The organism is Mobilisporobacter senegalensis (genome assembly GCF_003752155.1).
GTDB classification, from domain to species: Bacteria; Bacillota; Clostridia; order Lachnospirales; family Lachnospiraceae; genus Mobilisporobacter; species Mobilisporobacter senegalensis.
This window is the reverse complement of record NZ_RJVG01000014.1, coordinates 35,424-54,766: the sequence shown is the minus strand read 5'-3', so window position 1 is coordinate 54,766 and position 19,343 is coordinate 35,424. Positions and strand designations below refer to the sequence as shown.

Genomic DNA, 19,343 nt, shown 5'->3' with positions numbered 1-19,343 from the left:
TAGAATGAAAAAAAGAATTTTAGCGCTAACATTGTCTTTGGCTATCATCGGTGGTTTGTTATCAGGTTGTGGTAATAAGACAAATGATGCAAAAGAAGATGGAACAAAAACTGAGACAAAAACTGAAACTGCAACAGAGGGAGATAAATATGGCGGAGATTTAAGAATTGCTGCAATTGAAGATCCTACAACGTTATTTCCACCACAAGCACCAGATACAGGCGTTTCTTATTATGTATCACCTGCAGCAGAAGAATTAGGAAGATTAGATGCTGATGGTGCTGTATCACCTTGGTTAGCAGAAGAATTTATTACAGATGCTGATAAACTTACTTATACTATTAAGTTAAGAGAAGGAGTTAAATTCCATGATGGATCAGCATTGAATGCAGAAGTTGTAAAATGGAATCTTGATAGTATGATTGCAAATGGTAAAGCAGCTGAGCTTGGAAATCCAGTATCAGTAGAAGCTACAGATGATTTAACCGTAGTGGTGAACTTTGATACATGGTCTAACAATTGGGATACTATTTATGGTGCAGTACGTGTTGTTTCTAAACAAGCATATGATGATAATGGTGAAGAATGGTGTAAAACTCATGTAGTGGGTACCGGTCCTTTCAAATTTGATTCTTATACTCAAGGTGGTTCTTTAAAATATATAAGAAATGATGAATATCGTTTAGAAGGACAACCATATTTAGATTCTGTAGAATTTGTAATGATCCCTGATGCAAATACTCAAGTATCTGCATTTCAAAATGGTGAAGTTGATACAATTGTTACATATGATCCAGTTGTAATGAATACTTTATCTTCCCAAGGGTATGAAAATATTGCCCAGAAGAATGGAAACCTTGCAAATATTAAATATGTTCTGATTAACAGTAAAGATACTCAAAAACCTTTGGGTAAATTAGAAGTTCGTCAAGCAGTTATGCATGCAATTGATTGGGAGAATATTGCCAAGTCACTTTCTGGTGGCTACGGTATCGCGTCTCCATTATTTGCAACAGAAGATTCATGGGCATATAATCCAGAAGCAACATTATATGAATATAATACAGAGCTTGCTAAGAAAATATTAGCAGAAGCTGGTTACCCAGATGGATTTGAAACAGTGATCAATACAATTGAAAAAAACCAGGATATTGCTGTGGCTCTTCAAGCCTGCCTTCAAGAGATAGGCATCAAAGCTAAGATTAACATAATGGACTCCTCAGAAATGTCAGAAAAGCAAAAAGCAGACAATATGGAAGGATTTATTATGGGTAATGGTAGCAGCCAGATGGATTTTACAAATAATTATATTCGTTTATATTCATCAGAAGGTATCAAAAATCAAGGTGTAATGGCATTCCCTGAAGATTATGAAAAAGCTCTTTTTGGTGCAAGAGAGGCAAAAACAATCGAAGAAAAGAAGGAATTATTGCAGACAGCATCTAAAATGCTAGTTCAGGATTATGCATTGTTATTCCCTGTATCTGTTATCTTTAATAATTGCTTTGTACAAGCGGGCATTAAAGATGTTAACCTTTTCCAGGTTTCTGCCACTCAATGGACTCCGGAAGCTGTTTACAAGGAAAAATAATAATTAACTACTATGGACTGTGGAAAAATTTCCACAGTCTCATTATATAATTAAAAGAAATTCACCTTGCCAGTTTCTTATGATTATATACGATTGTTATTAATATAGAAGGGAAAGAATCAAATGAAAGTACAATATGGTATAAATTCAGGTTACACAGATGAACAGTTAAAATTTATTAAGCAAATGGGAATTGATTATGTATATGTTCTATATAAAGATGACGAGTTAGATTATGATTCTGTTGTAAAATTTAAAGAACGTGTGGAGAAGATGGGTCTTACAATAACTGACGCAGGAAATATAAAAAATTATAAGAATCCTTCTATCCATCTTGGATTGGATGATCGTGATTATTATATTGAAAACTACATTGAATTTATGAAAGTATTAGGCAGGGCAGGAATTCCCGTTGGTTATATGACCTGGGAACCGAATAATGTTTTAACTACAAAGACAGATATTGGAGAATATACCAGATTAGCTCCTGCAAGAATAGTGGATATCCATGAATTAGAAAAGCGTCCTTTTACACACGGAAGAGAATTTAATGAAGAAGAAATATGGGATAATTTCAAATACTTTTTAGATTGTATACTGCCAATATGCAAAGAGTCCAATGTTAAGATTGCACTTCATCCAAACGATCCACCAGTGCCTAGTCTGGTAGGAATTCATAATTTAATTCACAATAGTGATTGCTATAGAAAAGCTTTTGAATTAGCAGGGGACAGCCCTTATTTAGGAATGAAACTATGTGTCGGCTGTTGGCTGGAAGGTGGAGACAAATTTGGTAATCTAATGAATGATATTAAAGAATTCGTTGGACGTAAGAAGGTAATAGCAGTTCATTTTAGAAATGTAAGCAGTACAATTCCATATTTTGAAGAGACTTTACTGGAAGATGGGTATATGAATATGTATGAAGTAATGAAACAATTTGTAGCTTGCGATTACGATGGCACTATTCATGTGGATCATGTTCCTGATTTTGAAGAAAGCTGTGGAGGAAAATATTCTGCATTTGCTTATTCCTTTGGTTATATGAAAGCTCTTATTAATAGCGCAAAAACAGAATTATCAAAATAAAAGTATACTCTATAAATTAAGTATATTTTGTCTATGGTAGGGAGTCTATGATATGATATAAAAATATTACAAAGAATCATATTATGATGCAGCTGAAATAATAATTATAGATTGTACTACTTTAGGAGGATAATGCATGTCTGGAATTGTAATTTTTGTACCACAGGAAAAAATGTTAAGAGATGTTGAACGTTTGTTAGAAAAAGAAGATTATGAAATAGATGAAGTTAAGTATGTTCATACTTCCAATATTGTTAATGAGGCTTATCGGGTAGTGTCCAATGGAGCGAGTATCATTATTGCTCGTGGCATACAAGCGCAAATAATAAAGAGATTCACTAAAATCCCTGTAGTTGAGATTACATTAACCGGGCAGGAAATTTCTTTATTGATTGTTGAAGCTAAAAAACGTATTAAGACCTCAAAGCCTAAAATTGGCATTGTGGGAATGAAAAACATGTTTTGCGATATGACATATTTTGGTCAGATTTTTGATGTGGATTTACAGTGCTTTCTTGCAGAAAAAGATCAGGATTTTCATCAAATCATAGGGCATGCGGTTGATGCAAATCTAGATTTAATCATTGGCGGAGATATGGCTTGTTTAGAAGCAGAGATGGCACAGATACAATGCATGTTTTTAAGTTCCACGGAAGATTCCATTAAGGTTGCAATTGAAACTGCCAATCGAATGAAATACGCTCAGGAAGTAGAGAAACGAAATAATGCTAATATTGAAGTATTAACAGAGTATTCTTTTAATGGAATTATTAAACTTAATTTAAGCGGACAAATTGTCATGATGAATCCTGTGATGGAAGAGTTACTTGGTATTAATAAAAATGACGTTATGGATAGATACATCTGGGATATCTTAACTGATATAGAACACCAGAAGGTTGAGAACGTGTTGCTTAATACAAGAGAAGATTATTCTACACTTATCCAGCAAAATAATCAGAGTCTTTCTATTACGCTAATTCCTATAAAAGTGAATGATGTTATTGAAGGAGCAATTCTTTACTGTCACAGGCTGTCTGGAGCAGCAAGAATTGGAAATGATAAACTGCAAGAGATGTATCTGAAAGGTTATGTTGCTAAAAATAGATTTGAGGATTTGGAACTAGCATCTATCCAAATGGAAGAAGTTATTTTGCTTGCCAAAGTATTCTCTCAATCCAATAACCCTGTTTTGATTGAAGGTGATACAGGTACAGAAAAAGACATTCTGGCAGCTTGCATTCATAATAATAGTATTCGAAAGACAGGCCCTTTCATTACAGTTAATTGTGGTGGATTATCTGAAGCCGAACAAGCAAAAATGTTGTTTGGTACAGAAAAAGATTTTCAAGGAGCTTTGATTACCGGTCGTAGGGGAACGGTATACATCCAGGAGATAGAACAGTTAAGCTATCATAATCAGGTACTTTTATTCCAAACCATTATGAAAAAGGCTCTAATTCAAGAGGGAGCAGAGAAAATAACCATGTTGGATGTAAGGTTGATTGTTTCAAGCACCGATGATTTAGCTTTTAAGATAAAAGAAAATAAGTTTCGGGCAGATTTGTATTACTGCTTATCAGGTCTTTATTTGTATATTCCACCACTTGCTGAACGTAAAGAAGATATTGAAATGTATGCAACAAAATATATTAAAGAGTATATGCAGCGTTATTCCAGATATTATATTTTATCTGATGAAGGTAAGAAAATGATTAAGACTTTTTCCTGGAACGGAAATCTAATTCAGTTGGAGAGTTTCTGTGAACGTTTAATATTAACTACAAAACAAAGAAAATTGGACGAGCATATTATTCGCAGATTATTAAATCAGATGTATACGAATGTAAAGAAGAAAGAAAATTTTTCAGAATTAGAAGAAATTCAAGATCCGAGAGCAATACCAATTATTAAAGCTTTAGATAAATATAGTGGGAATCGTCTTAAAGCTGCAGACGAATTAAAAATCAGTACTACAACATTATGGCGTTATATTAAGAAATATGGGATCGAAAAAAAGTATAAGTGAAGATGCTAAAAATTAGAGATAATATATGACTATAATTTGATAGTAATCTTAATCTAGTAAATGAAATTATTAGATATAAAAATCAGGGGAGGCTAGGAATGAAAGAAGAAAAAATTAAATTTCTTAGTTTTTGGGCAATTAACGATAGTCTTAACCTTAATAAAATGAAATGCCAATTGTTAGAAATGTATAACTGTGGATTAAATGGAGTAGTATTTCAACCAAGAAATTACCCGGGAAATCCGGACTATTTAAGTAAAAAATATATGAATATTCTTTCAGAATTAATATTATATGCCAAATCTTTAAATATGTGTTTTTGGATTTATGATGAAAATGGATGGCCTTCTGGAAGAGCTGGCGGCCTGGTTCACAAAAAATATCCAGAAGCAAGATGCTTATATTTAATAAAAACAGATGAAGGAATAAAAATTTCATCTAAAAATGAGATTAGTTCACTAGATCCCTATGCAGGACGGTTATTCTTAGAATTTACATATGAAGAATATCGTAAGGGATTGACAAAAAATGCTTTCGATTATGTAGAAGGTTTTTTTAGCGATGAAGTAGGATACTTAGATGGACATGGTGTATCCGTCTCCATTGGAGGTGTACCATGGTGCGAAAATTATTCACAAGTATATGAAGAGAAATATAAGGAAAAAATTGAAGATTCATGGGAACTATTATTTAATGATGGAGCGGGTTGTGAAGAAGTTAGAGTCAGATATTGGGAAACCTTAAATGAACTGCTTGTGAAAAGCTTTTATCAGCCAATTCATGAGTGGTGTGCTTGTTATGGGAAAAAATATACGGCTCATGTGAAAGGAGAAGAAACCCCATTTTTCCAAATATCATATAGCAGTTCCTGCTATCAAATATTAAAAAATGTATCAGTCCCAGCAGTTGATGCATTAGAAAGATATCCAGGTAATGGATATTATCCAAGGATAGCAAGTTCAATTGCAAAGCAATTCTATAATGGGGAAAGTCTTTGCGAAGCAATTGGAGGAAGTGGCTGGGGATTGACTCCGGAAGATTTTACGAACTATATAAAGTGGTTAATCAGATGTGGGATTCAAACTTTTGTATTACATCTGCAGCAATATCAATTAGATGGAGAAGCAATTAGAGATTGGCCTCCATCATTACCATTACATATAAATTGGAAAGATTGTTTTTCGCAAATAATAGAAGAGATAAGGCGGTGGGGGAAGGAATTTAAAAAGGAAGAGGAGAAAAAACCTCTATTCCTAATTGTTGCACCCACAAGAGGGGTCATGGCAGGCTTTAAACCACAAGATTCTATGGAAATAAACGAACATGATGGTACAAATGTGCCGAATACCCTCTCCGGAAGAATTTCTAACGAATTTATCGGATTCATTCAGACATGCTATGAACAACAGATACGGTTTGATGTTACAGAAGAAAAAATAATAGAGGAATATGCAAGAGTAACTCCAAATGGACTAAATCTTGGGCATATGACCTATGAAAAAGTAATTCTGGGAAATGGATGCTGTTGGAATAATAAAGAGATATTAGATGTTATTAAGAATAAAGATTACCTTATGGCAAGAGAAAGTCTGAAACAAAGAGATTATCGTAAGAATCATAAAATAAATCATAAAAAAGTTTCACTGAGTCAATCTCCTTGGAAATATATCAGCAATGGTGAAAATCAGCTATTACTTTCCTTTCAGAATAAAAAATCCAAGATTTTTGAATGTTCATTAAAAGTTAAAAACGAAAAAGATATAAAAAACCTCTATATTAATAGTAGTGATATGTTAGAAAGTCTTCATTTTAATGGGATTTTTTTAGAACCAGATAAACAAAGTAATAGAATTATATATCATGTACCAGACGAATTAGCCAGAACTACTTCCTGGAATATTGAAATAAAAAATGAAAAGGACTGCCAGAAGCAACCATTTGTTTATGTAAGAGGCGATTTTCTTGTATTAAGTGAAACAGATTATGAAATAAGAAGGAAACGAGAAATTATTACTCCGGGCCCATTTTACCTGTCAGGAACGAAAGCAAAGATAACAAATGAGAATTTTATAAAAAGTGGTTATCCATTTCTTGGTACGAATATTACCCTCAGGAAGGAGTTTTCTAATACGGATATTCTACCAGCTGGCAGTTTACGTATATTAGGCGTATATGCAGACCTATTAAAAATAAATATAGATGGTAAATGCTGTTTTATTTATGATAAGGACTGGTCTATTCCATTAGAAATTATTCCAGGACAACATGTGCTTGAGGTTACTTGCTATCCCAGTACATATAATACATATGGACCTCATCATTATCTCGGAGGAGATTATAAAGTGATTTCACCAGATCAATATAAAGGAGTAAAAAACTTTGCTGATCCATCACATTTTCCAACTAAAACATTAAGTGATAACTATAGTTTTGTGAGATTTGGGATTGAAAAGGATTTGGCCGCATATATACAGATCAAGTAATAGAAAAGAGGTGTTTCAATGAAAGTAGTAGTTGCAATAGATTCGCTAAAGGGAAGTTTAAGCTCTATGGAGGCAGGTAACGCCATTAAAGAAGCCATCTTAAAAGTTACAGATGCTAATGTGATTGTAAAACCATTGGCAGATGGTGGAGAAGGAACAGTGGATGCGTTGACGGCAGGAATGGGGGGAACTTTTCAAAAAGTAAATGTAAAAGGACCCTTAGGTGACACAATAGAATGTACGTATGGAATTTTACAGCAAAGTAGAACGGCTATTATTGAGATGGCAGGTGCTGCGGGAATCACTTTAGTTCACCCAGAAAAGAGGAATCCTTTGGTTGCTTCTACCTACGGAGTAGGAGAAGTAATTTTAGACGCGATTAAACAGGGGTGCAGAAAATTTATTGTTGGTATAGGAGGAAGTGCAACCAATGATGGAGGAATCGGAATGCTGGAAGCGTTGGGAGTGGAGTTTTTCGCAGGAAGTAAACAATTACATAATGTTTCTGCTAAGGATTTAGAAATTCTTGATTCCATAAATATAGATCATTTGAATCCGTTATTGAAAGAATGTACTTTCCAGATAGCATGTGATGTGATCAATCCTTTGTGTGGAGCGAACGGAGCTTCCTATGTTTTTGGACCACAAAAAGGAGCTGATTCAGGTATGGTAGAAAGATTAGATAAAGGACTTGATCATTATTCCCAAGTCACAGAAAATATCATAAAAAAAGATTTCAAAAATCATCCAGGAAGTGGAGCAGCAGGTGGACTTGGTTTTGCATTCTTAGCCTTTTTAAATGGTCAATTACAGCCAGGAATAGACATTATACTGAATGCGATTCAGATAGAAGAAGAAATAGCAGATGCAGATTTTGTAATTACAGGTGAAGGAAAACTGGATTTCCAGACAGCTATGGGGAAAGCACCAATAGGCGTTGCAAAACTTGCTAAAAAGCATGGCAAGAAGGTTATAGCCTTTGCGGGGGGAGTAACCAAAGAGGCTTATAAATGCAATGAGGTTGGAATTGATGCTTATTTTTCTATAATGCAGATGCCTATGACATTAGAAAAAGCAATGGAAACAACAGTTGCGAAAGATAATATTAAAAATACTGTTGAGCAGGTCTTTCGACTAATTTTAACTATGGAAGAAAGGATATAGTAGAATGAATTCAAAGTATGATGTCTGTATAGCAGGAGGAGGAGTTGCAGGTTGTGCAGCAGCAATTGCAGCGGCAAGGAATGGTGCGAAAACTTTTTTGATTGAAGAATGTGGTTATCTTGGAGGAAGTTTAACGTTATGTGGCGTTGGTCCAATGATGACTTACTTTGCTGGGAAGAATCAAATCATCAAAGGAATCGGAGAAGAAATTGTCAGTCGTTTGATTTCTAAAAACGGGAGCTGTGGTCATATCAAAGATACTACTGGATATGTTAGTTATACGACACCATTTTCCAGTGAAATCCTTAAATTAGTATTGGATGAAATGATGGAGGAAGAGAATGTTCAAGTACTATTTCATACTTCTGTAGCCAAAGCCTTTTATGAAGAAGGAAAAATTAGAGAAATTATAGTAAGTAATTGTGATGGCATTTCCAAAATCCAAGGTAAAATTTTTATTGATGCTACAGGTGATGGTGATTTAGCTGCCATGTCGGGTGTTTTAATGACAAAAGGGCGTAAAATTGATGGTCAAATGCAGCCAATGACTATGAATGTAAAATATAGCAATATAAATATAGAAAAATTAAAGTCTTATATATTAGAACATATAGAAGAATTTCCCAGATTAACTGGTAAGGAAGAATTGATTCGGTCATCAGAACCAATGGCAGTTGCGGGCTTTTCAAAACAAATAAAAGATGCAATAAACCGTAATGAGCTATCCATACCCAGAGAAGAATTATTATTCTTTGAAACCAATATTCCCGGTGAAGTAATAGTAAATACAACCCGTGTTATTGGATTAGATCCAACCAATGCGTTTGATCTTACGAAAGCAGAACAAATAGGGCGGAAACAGTGTTTTGAACTAGACCGGTTTTTACACAATGAAATTCCAGGTTTTGAAAAAGCTATCATGGAATATACAGGGCCTAAAATCGGAGCCAGAAGTTCCAGGCAACTTGTAGGGGTATACACATTAACAGCAGAAGATATTTTATCCCATAGATCATTTTCAACAAAGATTTGTTTAAGTGCATATCCTATTGATATTCATAATCCAAGTGGTGCAGGTACTGAAAGTGCATTCTTATCAGATCCAAATTATTCTTATGAATTACCATATGAAATACTGTATTCAGATAAAATGGATAATATGTTAGTTGCTGGAAGATGCGTGTCTGCATCTTTTGAGGCTCAAGCAGCCATTCGAACAACTCCAACAGTATTTGCATTAGGGCAGGCAGCAGGAACTGCAGCAGCACTTTGTGCACTACAAAACAAAAAAGTATCAGAGATAGATATTAGAGAACTTCAAGAAAAGTTAATGGAACAAGATGTAATATTATGAGAAATAAAATCTAAAGTTATTTTAATAGTACATTTCAATCATAGTTTAAGAGGGGAACAATATTTATATGAAAAATATAAATATTGTTTATTGTAAAGGAGTTATTATGTTAAACAGCACAAAAGATAAGCCAAAAAGCAAGTTCATAAATAAGATAAAGTCTCATAGGAGAAAAGTAAGAGAAGATAAGCAAACCAGAAAAATCTTTCATATTCAGAATATTTTTTCTAATAAAAGAGTGCCTATTAAAATCAAGCTTATAAGTATCTGTATACTATTTGCCATTATTCCTGTTCTTGTGGTCAATATTATATCTTATTCCATATCAAAAGGAGCATTAAGCCAAACCAGCCAGAAATTAGCTATAGAATTAGTAAAACAGGTATCTTCAAATGTAGATTCATTTCTTGAAACAATTAATACCAGTGTAACTCAAGGTGCAGTTGTTAATATTGTTCAAAATGATTTGCTGGCTGATTATATTTCTTATGATTCATTAAAAAAATTATACGCATCAAAAGAGATTCAGCAAAAATTATTATATTTAGGAACCATGGATAAGAATATAAGCAATGCTGCCCTGATCTTAAATGATTCTGAGATAATTGGTCAAATTCCACAAGTGGCAAATGAAGATTTACTTTCTACTAAAGATATCAAGGTAGAAAATCAGTCTATGTGGGTTAAAGGCTTAGGAAGTGCAACAGATAAACTTTTCTTTATTAAGAAAGTATCTTCGCAAAATATTAATTGCACTTTAGTTATTGATGTTAACATGGAGAGGATAGATCAAATTCTAAATGAAATCATACTTTTGAAAGATTCTGGGATATATATTGCTGATGAAAATGGTAAACTGATCTTTACTAAAGATTCTTTGAAAGAAGTTGTAGAGGATAATATATTAAGTTCAATCGATAAGGAAATCGAATTTGGAACTGCTAGAACAGATAAAAAACTAGTTACTTATTCAAAGCTGTCTAATAAATGGAATGTCATAGCCGAAATTCCCGAAAAATCATTAACTACCCAATTGGATGCTTCAGTCTTTTTCATTTGGGTTCTTATATTAATCGTAGGGTTACTTGCTGTTATTGTGGGAACAATATTTGCAAAAGGATTTTCAACACCTATCATAAAACTTATGAAACTTATGAAGCAGGCTGAAGATGGAGACCTTACTGTAATGATTGATGAAAAGGGAAATGATGAAATAACTGATCTTTGCGGCAGTTTTAATCATATGATAAGCAATATACGTAAACTTTTAAATGATACACAATCTGTTATTGTAAGTACTTTGGATGACAGTATTGTGTTACGTTCCTCCACAAAACAATCGGCAGAAACATTTGAACAACTTGCTGTTTCAATAGAAGAAATAGCACAGGGTACTACTCATCAAGCAGAAGATACTCAGCAAAGCGCAGCCTCAATGAGTTTTTTATCTGAAAATATTCAAGAAGTGATACATAAAACCAATACAATCTTTGAGCGTAATCAGGGTGCTAAAGATATGATTCAAATAGCGACAGATAGTATGAAATTGCTAAGCAATACCATGGAATCTTCCATTGAAATATCTTCTCAGATTCAAACCAGTATTTTAGGTTTAAGTAAACTAACACATAATATTGAAGATATTATGAAACTGGTTGATGGTATCAGTGAACAAACGAACCTTTTAGCACTAAATGCCAGCATTGAAGCTGCAAGAGCAGGGGAAGCTGGCAAGGGTTTTGCGGTTGTCGCAAATGAAGTCAGAAATTTAGCAGAACAATCTAAAAGTTCAACAGTTAATGTACGTGAAGCTTTAAATACTATAGAATTAAAAACACAGTATACAGTAAAATTAGTAAATAAATCAAACAATATTTTTTCAAGTCAAGAAGAAGCTGTAAATAAAGTGCATCAAATATTTTTTGATATTATAGATTCTTTAAAAACAATGGGATTTGATCTGGAACAAGTAAATGATAAAGTTCAAAGTATGAAATCACTGAGGGATGAGATGGTAGAAAAGATTGATAATATAGCTGCGGTTACCCAGGAATCTGCAGCATCGACTGAGGAAATCAATGCTTTAAGTGATGAGCAAAAAAATACTGTTGAAAAATTATATGATTTATCAAACCGATTAACGGATTCAATGAGTAATCTTAATCATTCTATTAAATCTTTTAAGGTGGTATAAACTCATAATTATATGAAAGAAAAAAGCGAACAAGTTATTCGCTTTTTTCTATTCTCTAAAACTATTAAAGGTATTGAAAAGATCTAGGATACCAAATCCCCAGGAAGTACTAGGATATGTTACAGATGGATCTCTTCTGGCACCCCGCTTTAAAAAGTTATCAATTTCCACACTATCCAACCTTACAAAATTATTATTTACAAGCCCCCATTCCAATAGCAAAGCAGAAACACCGGCGGTATGTGCCGCAGCTATACTGGTTCCGGATCTTGTTGTATAGCCATTCTGTAATGCAGGACCAATTAAATTGACACCTGGGGCGACGAAATCGGGATGGAATCGGTTATCTCTGGTAAACCCTCTGCTATTATTTATGTAAAGATTCTGATTTGTATAATTATATGCTGTGACTACAATTGGAACTAAAGCATTGGCAGGTTCGGTCAATGTAGTGTCAGGATTGGACGATGTAAAAGACGTTCCTTCGCTTGTAAAATTTGACAGAGGAAGCCAAATATGAAAGGAGGAATCAATATCCAGGTTGGTATAAACCCGAAAACGCCAGATTCCCTCTGTAGGTCGTTGAAATCTCATGAGGATTAATTCATCACCCGTTTGTGATTCTACCAAAAAATAATCTATATTGATAATGGTCTGCTCAAAGACAAACCGGATTACCCTGCTCTCTCCAAGTCTGGCAGGAATTCTGGGAATATATTCTCCTGTTGGAGATAAAATATCAATGGAATAAGTATTGGGAGGCCTACCCCATAATTGCATTGTAAAGCCAAGTTCATTGGGGCCGACTGTCAGTTCAACAGTTTCAAAGTCTTCAGCAGAAGTCACTTCTCCAAAAAAATGGTGACCGGTATTGCCTTCATTACCACCAGCAATTACAAGCGCAACTCCATTTTGATCCGCAACAGAAGAAAGATATCTACTTAATATAGCTCTTCCATCATGAGATCCAAGAGAAGTTCCAAGTCCCAGACAGATAGCTATCGGCCGCTGGAATTCTATTGCTTTGCGATGGAGATATTCCACTCCAAGCATAATATCATTATCTTGAAAACAAGTTACTTCGTGAGAAATATGATAAAAATCTCTTATATTATTTTTAGCCTGCTTAAGTTTGACTACCAGTAGTTCGGAATCAGGAGCAACACCGGTAAAATTATTAGAATCATCTCTCATGCCGGCAGCAATACCAGCAAGAAAGGTACCATGTCCATCTGTATCCGTACTAGGCACAATGGATAATGGATTTTCATTTTGCAAAGCTTCATTTATCTGGGCCCGAAGGTATTCCGTACCATAGGAAAAGCCCGCAGGTGTGGAATCGCTTTGAATCGTTTGATCCCAGATAGAGGCGATTTTAGAAGTGCCATCTGCATAACGAAAAGCATTATGAGTATATTCAATTCCGGTATCTATAATACCAACTAATACTCCGCTTCCCAATAGATTTAAAGTAGGAATCCCACGAACTCTGGTTATATTGGAAGCCTCAATACTTCCAATATCCAATAACCCGAGACAGGAAGGATAAATACGGTACCCGAATGTCTGTATAAGAGAAGGTGTTACCAGACTATTAGGAACATGGGCAACAGAAAAAGTATTATTGATAGTAGTATAGCATATATTCGGATCAGTCATTTCTGCTGTAAAAGTACTATTATATTCAATATTAAAATCAAAATAATCTTCACTAAGTATTTGTTCTTTGCAGTGGTTGCTCAATGCATAATACTCCTTATATATATCTATATTATTATATGATTAAATATTACTTATATCACCTCTAAAACTTTCAAACGCTCCATAAACATCCAGAATGCCATAGCCCCATTCCCTGTTAGGATATACTGTTCCAGGAGTACGTCTGGCACCACGAATTAATATATTCCTAATATCTACAGTGGTTAATAAATTACCTCTTGATAATCCCCATTCTAAAAACATGGCAGCCACTCCCGCAGTATGGGCTGCAGCAAGGCTGCTTCCTGTAGCAGTCCCATAAGAATTATTTAATGTGGGTACAGTGAGGTTTACTCCCGGAGCAGCAAAGTCCGGACTGATACTATTATTTCTTGTATATCCACGGCCTGCATTAATATATATACTTCCGGTAACATGATCATATGTGGTGACTACAATTGGAAGAAGAGTATTGCCAGGGGATGTTAAGGTAGTATCATTATTAGGAGTAACGAAAGTAGTCTGAGAAGTCAAAAAATCCTGTATAGGCAGCCAGATGTGATAAACCTGAGCCATCTGTACGGAAGCATAGACCCGAAATCGCCAGATTCCTGGAGCTGGTCTTAAAAAACGCATAAATATGAGTGGATCCCCAGTTCTCTCTTCAATAATTTGATAATCTATATTAATAACTGTTTCTTCAAAAACAAATCGTATTTCCCTTGACTCCTGCAATCTTGCAGGAATTCTTGGAATATATTCACCAGAAGGGGAGAGAATATCAATAGAATAAGTATTTGGGGAAAATCCCCATAATTCCATGGAAAAGGATTGTTCATCCGGACCAACATTAAGTTCTAATGAGTCATACTCCTGGCCACTTGGTATTTCTCCAAAATAATGATGGCCTCTATTTCCCTCATTGCCTCCTGCAATTACCATTGCTACGCCGATCCTCTCTGCCATAGCCGAAACATAAGTACTTATGACTCCACGTTCATCGTGGGAGCCCTGGAAAGTGCCAAGAGAGAAGCAGACAGAAATGGGTCTGTTTAAACTTGCAGATACACTGTTTAAATAGTTCATTGCCATGAGTATATCTGTTTCTTCATAACAGGTAATTTCTGCAGGTATACCAAAATGAGCTTTTATGAAATTACTTGCAGGTCTTAGTTTCACTACGACTAATTCAGCATCTGGAACGACTCCAGAAAAATTATTTTGTTCATTTACAGACCCAGCAGCAATTCCTGCAACCATAGTTCCATGGCCATTTTCATCAGTACTTGGGACTATAGACAGGGGATCTTCATTTTGTAATGCCTCATTTATTGATTCGGCTAAATATTCTGTCCCATAATGAAATCCTTCTGGTGGAGTGCCGCTTTGTATATTCTGATCCCATATAGAATGAATTCTAGTTGTCCCATCAGCATTGCGAAATGCATTATGTGTATATTCTACTCCTGTATCAAAAATTCCAATAAGAATACCGCCCCCTCGTAACTGGAAAGAAGGAATAGCACGTAGCCTTGTAATTCCAGAAGCTTCAAAACTGGCAATATCCATTAAGCCAAAACAGTTAGGATAGATCTCATATCCATATAATTGAATCAGATTACCAGGTAACATATTAATAGGAGTGTAGAGTACAGAATAAGCATCATTAATAGGAACCATGCAATAGTCCTGATGATTTATAATTATAGATAGATCGGAATCATTTTCAACAATTAATGCTGCATAATCATCACTAAGTATTCGTTCTTTACATTCTGGATCCAATACTTAACACCTTCCTATTTATATTATGTTTAAATATATGTTCTTATAAAAACAATATTCATTATACCTTCTTATCATATGCTAAAAACTAAGTTACAGTTCAATCCTGAGACCTATTTTACTTTGTTGCATTTATATGGCTGAACTGTGGCCAAAATTAATGATGGACACATGGATCCTGGTTGACGAATAACTTAAAACTTGCTAAAATTAGCTGAAGTACAGAGAGAAAGGTATGATAAAAATGGAATCGTACACTGGATTTGCCAAGGTATATGATACCTTTATGGATAATATACCGTATAAAAAATGGAGTGAATATCTTGTTGAATTATTAAAAGAATATAATATAAATGACGGCTTGGTAGCAGACCTTGGATGCGGAACGGGTAATATTACAACAGAGCTTGCAAGGAACGGTTATGATATGATTGGAATAGATAATTCAGATGAAATGTTATCTATTGCAATGGAGAAAGCAAGAAACTCTTCAGGAAAAGAAAGCAGTATTTTGTATCTATTGCAGGATATGAGAGAATTTGAACTTTACGGAACAGTATCCGCAATTGTCAGCATATGTGATAGCATAAATTATATTGTATCTGAAGAAGATCTGCTCAGAGTTTTTAAATTAGTGAATAATTATCTTGATGCAAAGGGAATATTCATTTTTGATCTAAATACAGTATATAAATATTCTGCAATTTTAGCAGATAATACAATTGCTGAGAATCGAGAAGATTGTAGTTTTATATGGGATAATTATTATTATGAAGATGAAATGATGAATGAATATGATTTAACGATCTACGTGAAAGAAGACAATAATCATTTTCTACGATTCAATGAGACACATTTTCAAAAAGCATATACATTGGAGACGATTAAAAAATTATTAGAAGAAGCTGGTCTTTTGTATATTACAGCACTGGATGCATTTACCCATAATCCACCTAAAGATAATAGTGAGAGAATCTATATTATTGCCAGGGAGGGAAGACAGGAGAATAAAAAATATACGTAAGAACCAATCATATAAAGGAGAAATAAAATGTCAGATTATATAGTTAGAGCAACAGCCGGTAATAACCAAATCAGAGCATTTGCTGCAACCACGAAAGAACTTGTTGAGCATGCAAAAAATGTTCATAATACAAGCCCGATCGCTACTGCAGCATTGGGAAGATTATTAACTGCCGGAAGTATGATGGGAAGTATGATGAAAGGTGAAAAAGATCTATTAACTCTCCAGATAAAATGCAGCGGACCAATTGGCGGCCTTACAGTAACTGCCGATTCTAATGCAAATGTGAAAGGTTATGTGTTTAATCCGGAGGTTATGCTTCCACCAAATCCACAAGGAAAATTGGATGTAGGCAAAGCTTTGGATCTTGGTGTTCTCAGTGTAATTAAAGATATGGGATTAAAAGAACCATATACAGGACAAACTCATCTCGTATCAGGAGAAATAGCAGAAGATTTAACTTACTATTATGCAACTTCTGAGCAGGTACCTTCCTCGGTTGCACTGGGTGTTCTTATGAATAAAGACAATACAGTAAAACAGGCAGGGGGATTTATCATTCAGCTTATGCCATTTGCAGAGGAAGCAATTGTCGATAAATTAGAAAAGAAGATTGGTGAGATTACATCCATCACAAGCCTGTTAGATGAGAATAAAACTCCAGAGATGATATTAGAATATATTCTTGGAGAATTTGGCTTAGATATACTTGATACAATCCAAACAAAATTCCATTGTAATTGTACGAAAGAAAGAGTTGAAAAAGCAATCGTAAGTATTGGTAAAAAAGAAATTGGGGAAATGATCGCTGAAGATAAACCAATTGAAGTAAATTGTCATTTTTGTAATACACATTATAATTTTGAAGTAAATGAACTAAAAGAAATTATCAAGAGAAGCAAATAACCAAGGAGAATGTAAGCGTGTAATTGGTGTAATACCAACATGGTTACATTCTTCAAAATAGTATAAATTATGTGATTTTGTAAAAATGAGGAACAATCACAAAAATTAGGAATATATCTATCTCTTGACGTATAAAGTAGATTATAGTAATATTAACGAATGTAAGAAATAGAATTTGTTAAATATGTATAAAATAGAGTGAAGCTTAATTCAGATGTGATTTGAACCATAACTGAATTTTAGCTTTACTTATCCAGGGACGCAGCGGCTGTTATTTTCCTCTTTAAAAATAGGAAGTGTCACAGATGGCAGTCATCAGATAGAGTAACGAAAATATGAAGAGTGAATGTGGGAAAGGAGTTACATATGCAGGTATTTAATGGTAAAGGGGTTTTTGGAGGAGTTGCAATCGGTAAGATATCCCTTTATAGGAGAAAGCAGAACCAAATAAAAAGAAATCGTATTGAGGATATTCCAGCTGAATTAAAACGCTTTAAAGAAGCAAAAGTAACGGCAATAGAACAATTAAAAGAACTTTATAACAGGGCACTTGCTGAGGTAGGAGAAGCAAATGCCGCTATTTTTGAAGTACATCAGATGATGTTGGAAGATGTAGATTATCTGGATTCTATTATAAATATTATAAAAACTCAAAGTGTGAATGCAGAATATGCAGTAGGAACCACAGGAGATAATTTTGCTAAGATTTTTTCATCTATGGAAGATGCATATATGAAAGAACGTGCAGCAGATATTAAAGATATTTCTGAAAGGATTCTTACAGTGCTTTCTGGAGGATCACAACAAGTTATTAATACAACAGAACCTGTGATTATACTGGCAGATGATTTAGCACCTAGTGAAACTGTTCAACTTGATAAGGACAAAGTACTCGCATTTGTAACTCAATTAGGTTCAACGAATTCCCATACAGCAATCCTTGCCAGAACTATGAACATTCCTGCCCTGATCAGTGTAAATATGGAATTAAATGAAGAATATGATGGTGTCTTTGCAATCGTTGATGGATTTACAGGCACTGTATATGTAGATCCAGATGAAGAAACATTGGCAAAGATGAAGAAAAAACAAGCAGAAGATTTGGAAAAGAAAGCTTTATTACTCCAATTAAAGGGGAAAGAGAATGTAACCCTTGATGGTAAAAAGATTAAGATTTATGCGAATATTGGTAATGCCAATGATGTTGCTAATGTACTTAAGAATGATGCAGGTGGGATTGGTTTATTCCGCAGTGAGTTCTTATATCTGGAGAAGAATGATTATCCAACGGAAGAAGAACAATTTATCGTATATAAAACAGTAGCAGAGAATATGGCAGGTAAAAAAGTGATTATTCGTACCTTAGACATTGGAGCAGACAAGCAAGTAGACTATTTTAATATGGAGCATGAAGAAAATCCTGCAATGGGATACCGTGCAATCCGTATCTGCTTAGATCGTAAAGAAATATTTAAGACACAGCTTCGTGCTTTATACAGAGCATCCGCTTATGGTAAAATCTCTATTATGTTTCCAATGATTATTTCTGTATCAGAAGTACTTGAGATTAAAGAAATCGTGGAAGAAGTAAAAGAAGAATTAAAAGAACAGGGAATTCCTTTCTCAGATGTTGAACTTGGCATTATGATTGAAACTCCGGCAGCGGTAATGATCAGTGATCTTCTTGCAAAAGAAGTGGATTTCTTTAGTATAGGAACGAATGATTTAACACAATATACTCTGGCAATTGACCGTCAAAATCCAAAATTAGATAAGATTTATGATTCTCATCATAGAGGTGTTCTAAGGATGATAAAGATGGTAGCAGATAATGCGCATGCAAATGGTATTTGGATGGGTATTTGCGGGGAACTTGCATCAGATTTATCTTTAACAGAAACTTTCTTAAGTATGGGAATTGATGAATTATCAGTTTCTCCTTCATTGATTTTGGGACTTAGAAAGAAAGTAAGAGAAACCAACGTAGATGAAGTGAAAAATAGTATCTTAGAGAAAATTTGAT

At 34.4% G+C, this 19,343-nt stretch carries 12 protein-coding genes; 10 read left to right on the top strand and 2 right to left on the bottom strand.

Annotated features, from left to right (window positions below; genetic code table 11):
• Nucleotides 1-4 precede the first annotated feature (4 nt).
• The 7 genes from EDD66_RS16710 to EDD66_RS16680 all read left to right on the top strand — a co-directional run bounded on the left by EDD66_RS16710 (nt 5) and on the right by EDD66_RS16680 (nt 11,904).
• On the top strand, nt 5-1,591 hold the full coding sequence (locus EDD66_RS16710) for an ABC transporter substrate-binding protein (RefSeq protein ID WP_170164407.1): 1,587 nt from the start codon (nt 5-7) through the stop codon (nt 1,589-1,591).
• A gap of 123 nt (nt 1,592-1,714) precedes the next feature.
• Complete coding sequence (locus EDD66_RS16705; protein WP_123610732.1) at nt 1,715-2,680, top strand: mannonate dehydratase; 966 nt, start codon at nt 1,715-1,717, stop codon at nt 2,678-2,680.
• 136 nt (nt 2,681-2,816) lie between these two features.
• Nucleotides 2,817-4,709: a sigma 54-interacting transcriptional regulator gene (locus EDD66_RS16700; protein ID WP_123610731.1), complete on the top strand. Its 1,893-nt coding sequence runs from the start codon at nt 2,817-2,819 to the stop codon at nt 4,707-4,709.
• Between the two features lie 98 nt (nt 4,710-4,807).
• Nucleotides 4,808-7,192 (top strand): hypothetical protein, encoded by a 2,385-nt coding sequence (locus EDD66_RS16695; protein WP_123610730.1) that lies wholly within the window; start codon nt 4,808-4,810, stop codon nt 7,190-7,192.
• 18 nt (nt 7,193-7,210) lie between these two features.
• Nucleotides 7,211-8,356, top strand: a complete 1,146-nt coding sequence (locus tag EDD66_RS16690; RefSeq protein ID WP_123610729.1) for a glycerate kinase — start codon at nt 7,211-7,213, stop codon at nt 8,354-8,356.
• Between the two features lie 4 nt (nt 8,357-8,360).
• Nucleotides 8,361-9,710 carry an FAD-dependent oxidoreductase gene (locus EDD66_RS16685; RefSeq protein ID WP_123610728.1) on the top strand — a complete coding sequence of 450 codons (1,350 nt, stop codon included), beginning with the start codon at nt 8,361-8,363 and terminating at the stop codon, nt 9,708-9,710.
• Nucleotides 9,711-9,777: 67 nt separating this feature from the next.
• Complete coding sequence (locus EDD66_RS16680) at nt 9,778-11,904, top strand: methyl-accepting chemotaxis protein (protein WP_123610727.1); 2,127 nt, start codon at nt 9,778-9,780, stop codon at nt 11,902-11,904.
• A gap of 48 nt (nt 11,905-11,952) precedes the next feature.
• On the opposite strand, the gene EDD66_RS16675 is transcribed toward EDD66_RS16680, so the two are convergent.
• A complete protein-coding gene (locus tag EDD66_RS16675; RefSeq protein WP_123610726.1) occupies nt 11,953-13,647 on the bottom strand; it encodes a S8 family peptidase in 1,695 nt (564 codons plus the stop codon).
• Between the two features lie 39 nt (nt 13,648-13,686).
• Entirely contained in the window at nt 13,687-15,390 is a 1,704-nt protein-coding gene (locus EDD66_RS16670; protein ID WP_123610725.1) for a S8 family peptidase, read from the bottom strand.
• A 244-nt stretch (nt 15,391-15,634) separates the two neighbouring features.
• Here EDD66_RS16670 and EDD66_RS16665 point away from each other — a divergent pair, with 244 nt between their 5' ends.
• The 3 genes from EDD66_RS16665 (at nt 15,635) to ptsP (ending at nt 19,342) form a co-directional block, all read left to right on the top strand.
• Nucleotides 15,635-16,414 (top strand): class I SAM-dependent DNA methyltransferase, encoded by a 780-nt coding sequence (locus EDD66_RS16665; RefSeq protein WP_123610758.1) that lies wholly within the window; start codon nt 15,635-15,637, stop codon nt 16,412-16,414.
• Between the two features lie 27 nt (nt 16,415-16,441).
• Entirely contained in the window at nt 16,442-17,320 is an 879-nt protein-coding gene (gene hslO / locus EDD66_RS16660; protein WP_123610724.1) for an Hsp33 family molecular chaperone HslO, read from the top strand.
• A gap of 366 nt (nt 17,321-17,686) precedes the next feature.
• The gene (ptsP, locus tag EDD66_RS16655; RefSeq protein ID WP_123610723.1) at nt 17,687-19,342 is read left to right on the top strand and encodes a phosphoenolpyruvate--protein phosphotransferase; all 1,656 of its coding nucleotides are present in this window, start codon (nt 17,687-17,689) and stop codon (nt 19,340-19,342) included.
• Nucleotide 19,343 lies beyond the last annotated feature (1 nt).

Coding starts and splice junctions, on each gene's coding strand:
- EDD66_RS16710 (WP_170164407.1), top strand. CDS start 5: ATGAAAAAAAGAATTTTAGCGCTAACATTGTCTTTGGCTATCATCGGT.
- EDD66_RS16705 (WP_123610732.1), top strand. CDS start 1,715: ATGAAAGTACAATATGGTATAAATTCAGGTTACACAGATGAACAGTTA.
- EDD66_RS16700 (WP_123610731.1), top strand. CDS start 2,817: ATGTCTGGAATTGTAATTTTTGTACCACAGGAAAAAATGTTAAGAGAT.
- EDD66_RS16695 (WP_123610730.1), top strand. CDS start 4,808: ATGAAAGAAGAAAAAATTAAATTTCTTAGTTTTTGGGCAATTAACGAT.
- EDD66_RS16690 (WP_123610729.1), top strand. CDS start 7,211: ATGAAAGTAGTAGTTGCAATAGATTCGCTAAAGGGAAGTTTAAGCTCT.
- EDD66_RS16685 (WP_123610728.1), top strand. CDS start 8,361: ATGAATTCAAAGTATGATGTCTGTATAGCAGGAGGAGGAGTTGCAGGT.
- EDD66_RS16680 (WP_123610727.1), top strand. CDS start 9,778: ATGAAAAATATAAATATTGTTTATTGTAAAGGAGTTATTATGTTAAAC.
- EDD66_RS16665 (WP_123610758.1), top strand. CDS start 15,635: ATGGAATCGTACACTGGATTTGCCAAGGTATATGATACCTTTATGGAT.
- hslO (WP_123610724.1), top strand. CDS start 16,442: ATGTCAGATTATATAGTTAGAGCAACAGCCGGTAATAACCAAATCAGA.
- ptsP (WP_123610723.1), top strand. CDS start 17,687: ATGCAGGTATTTAATGGTAAAGGGGTTTTTGGAGGAGTTGCAATCGGT.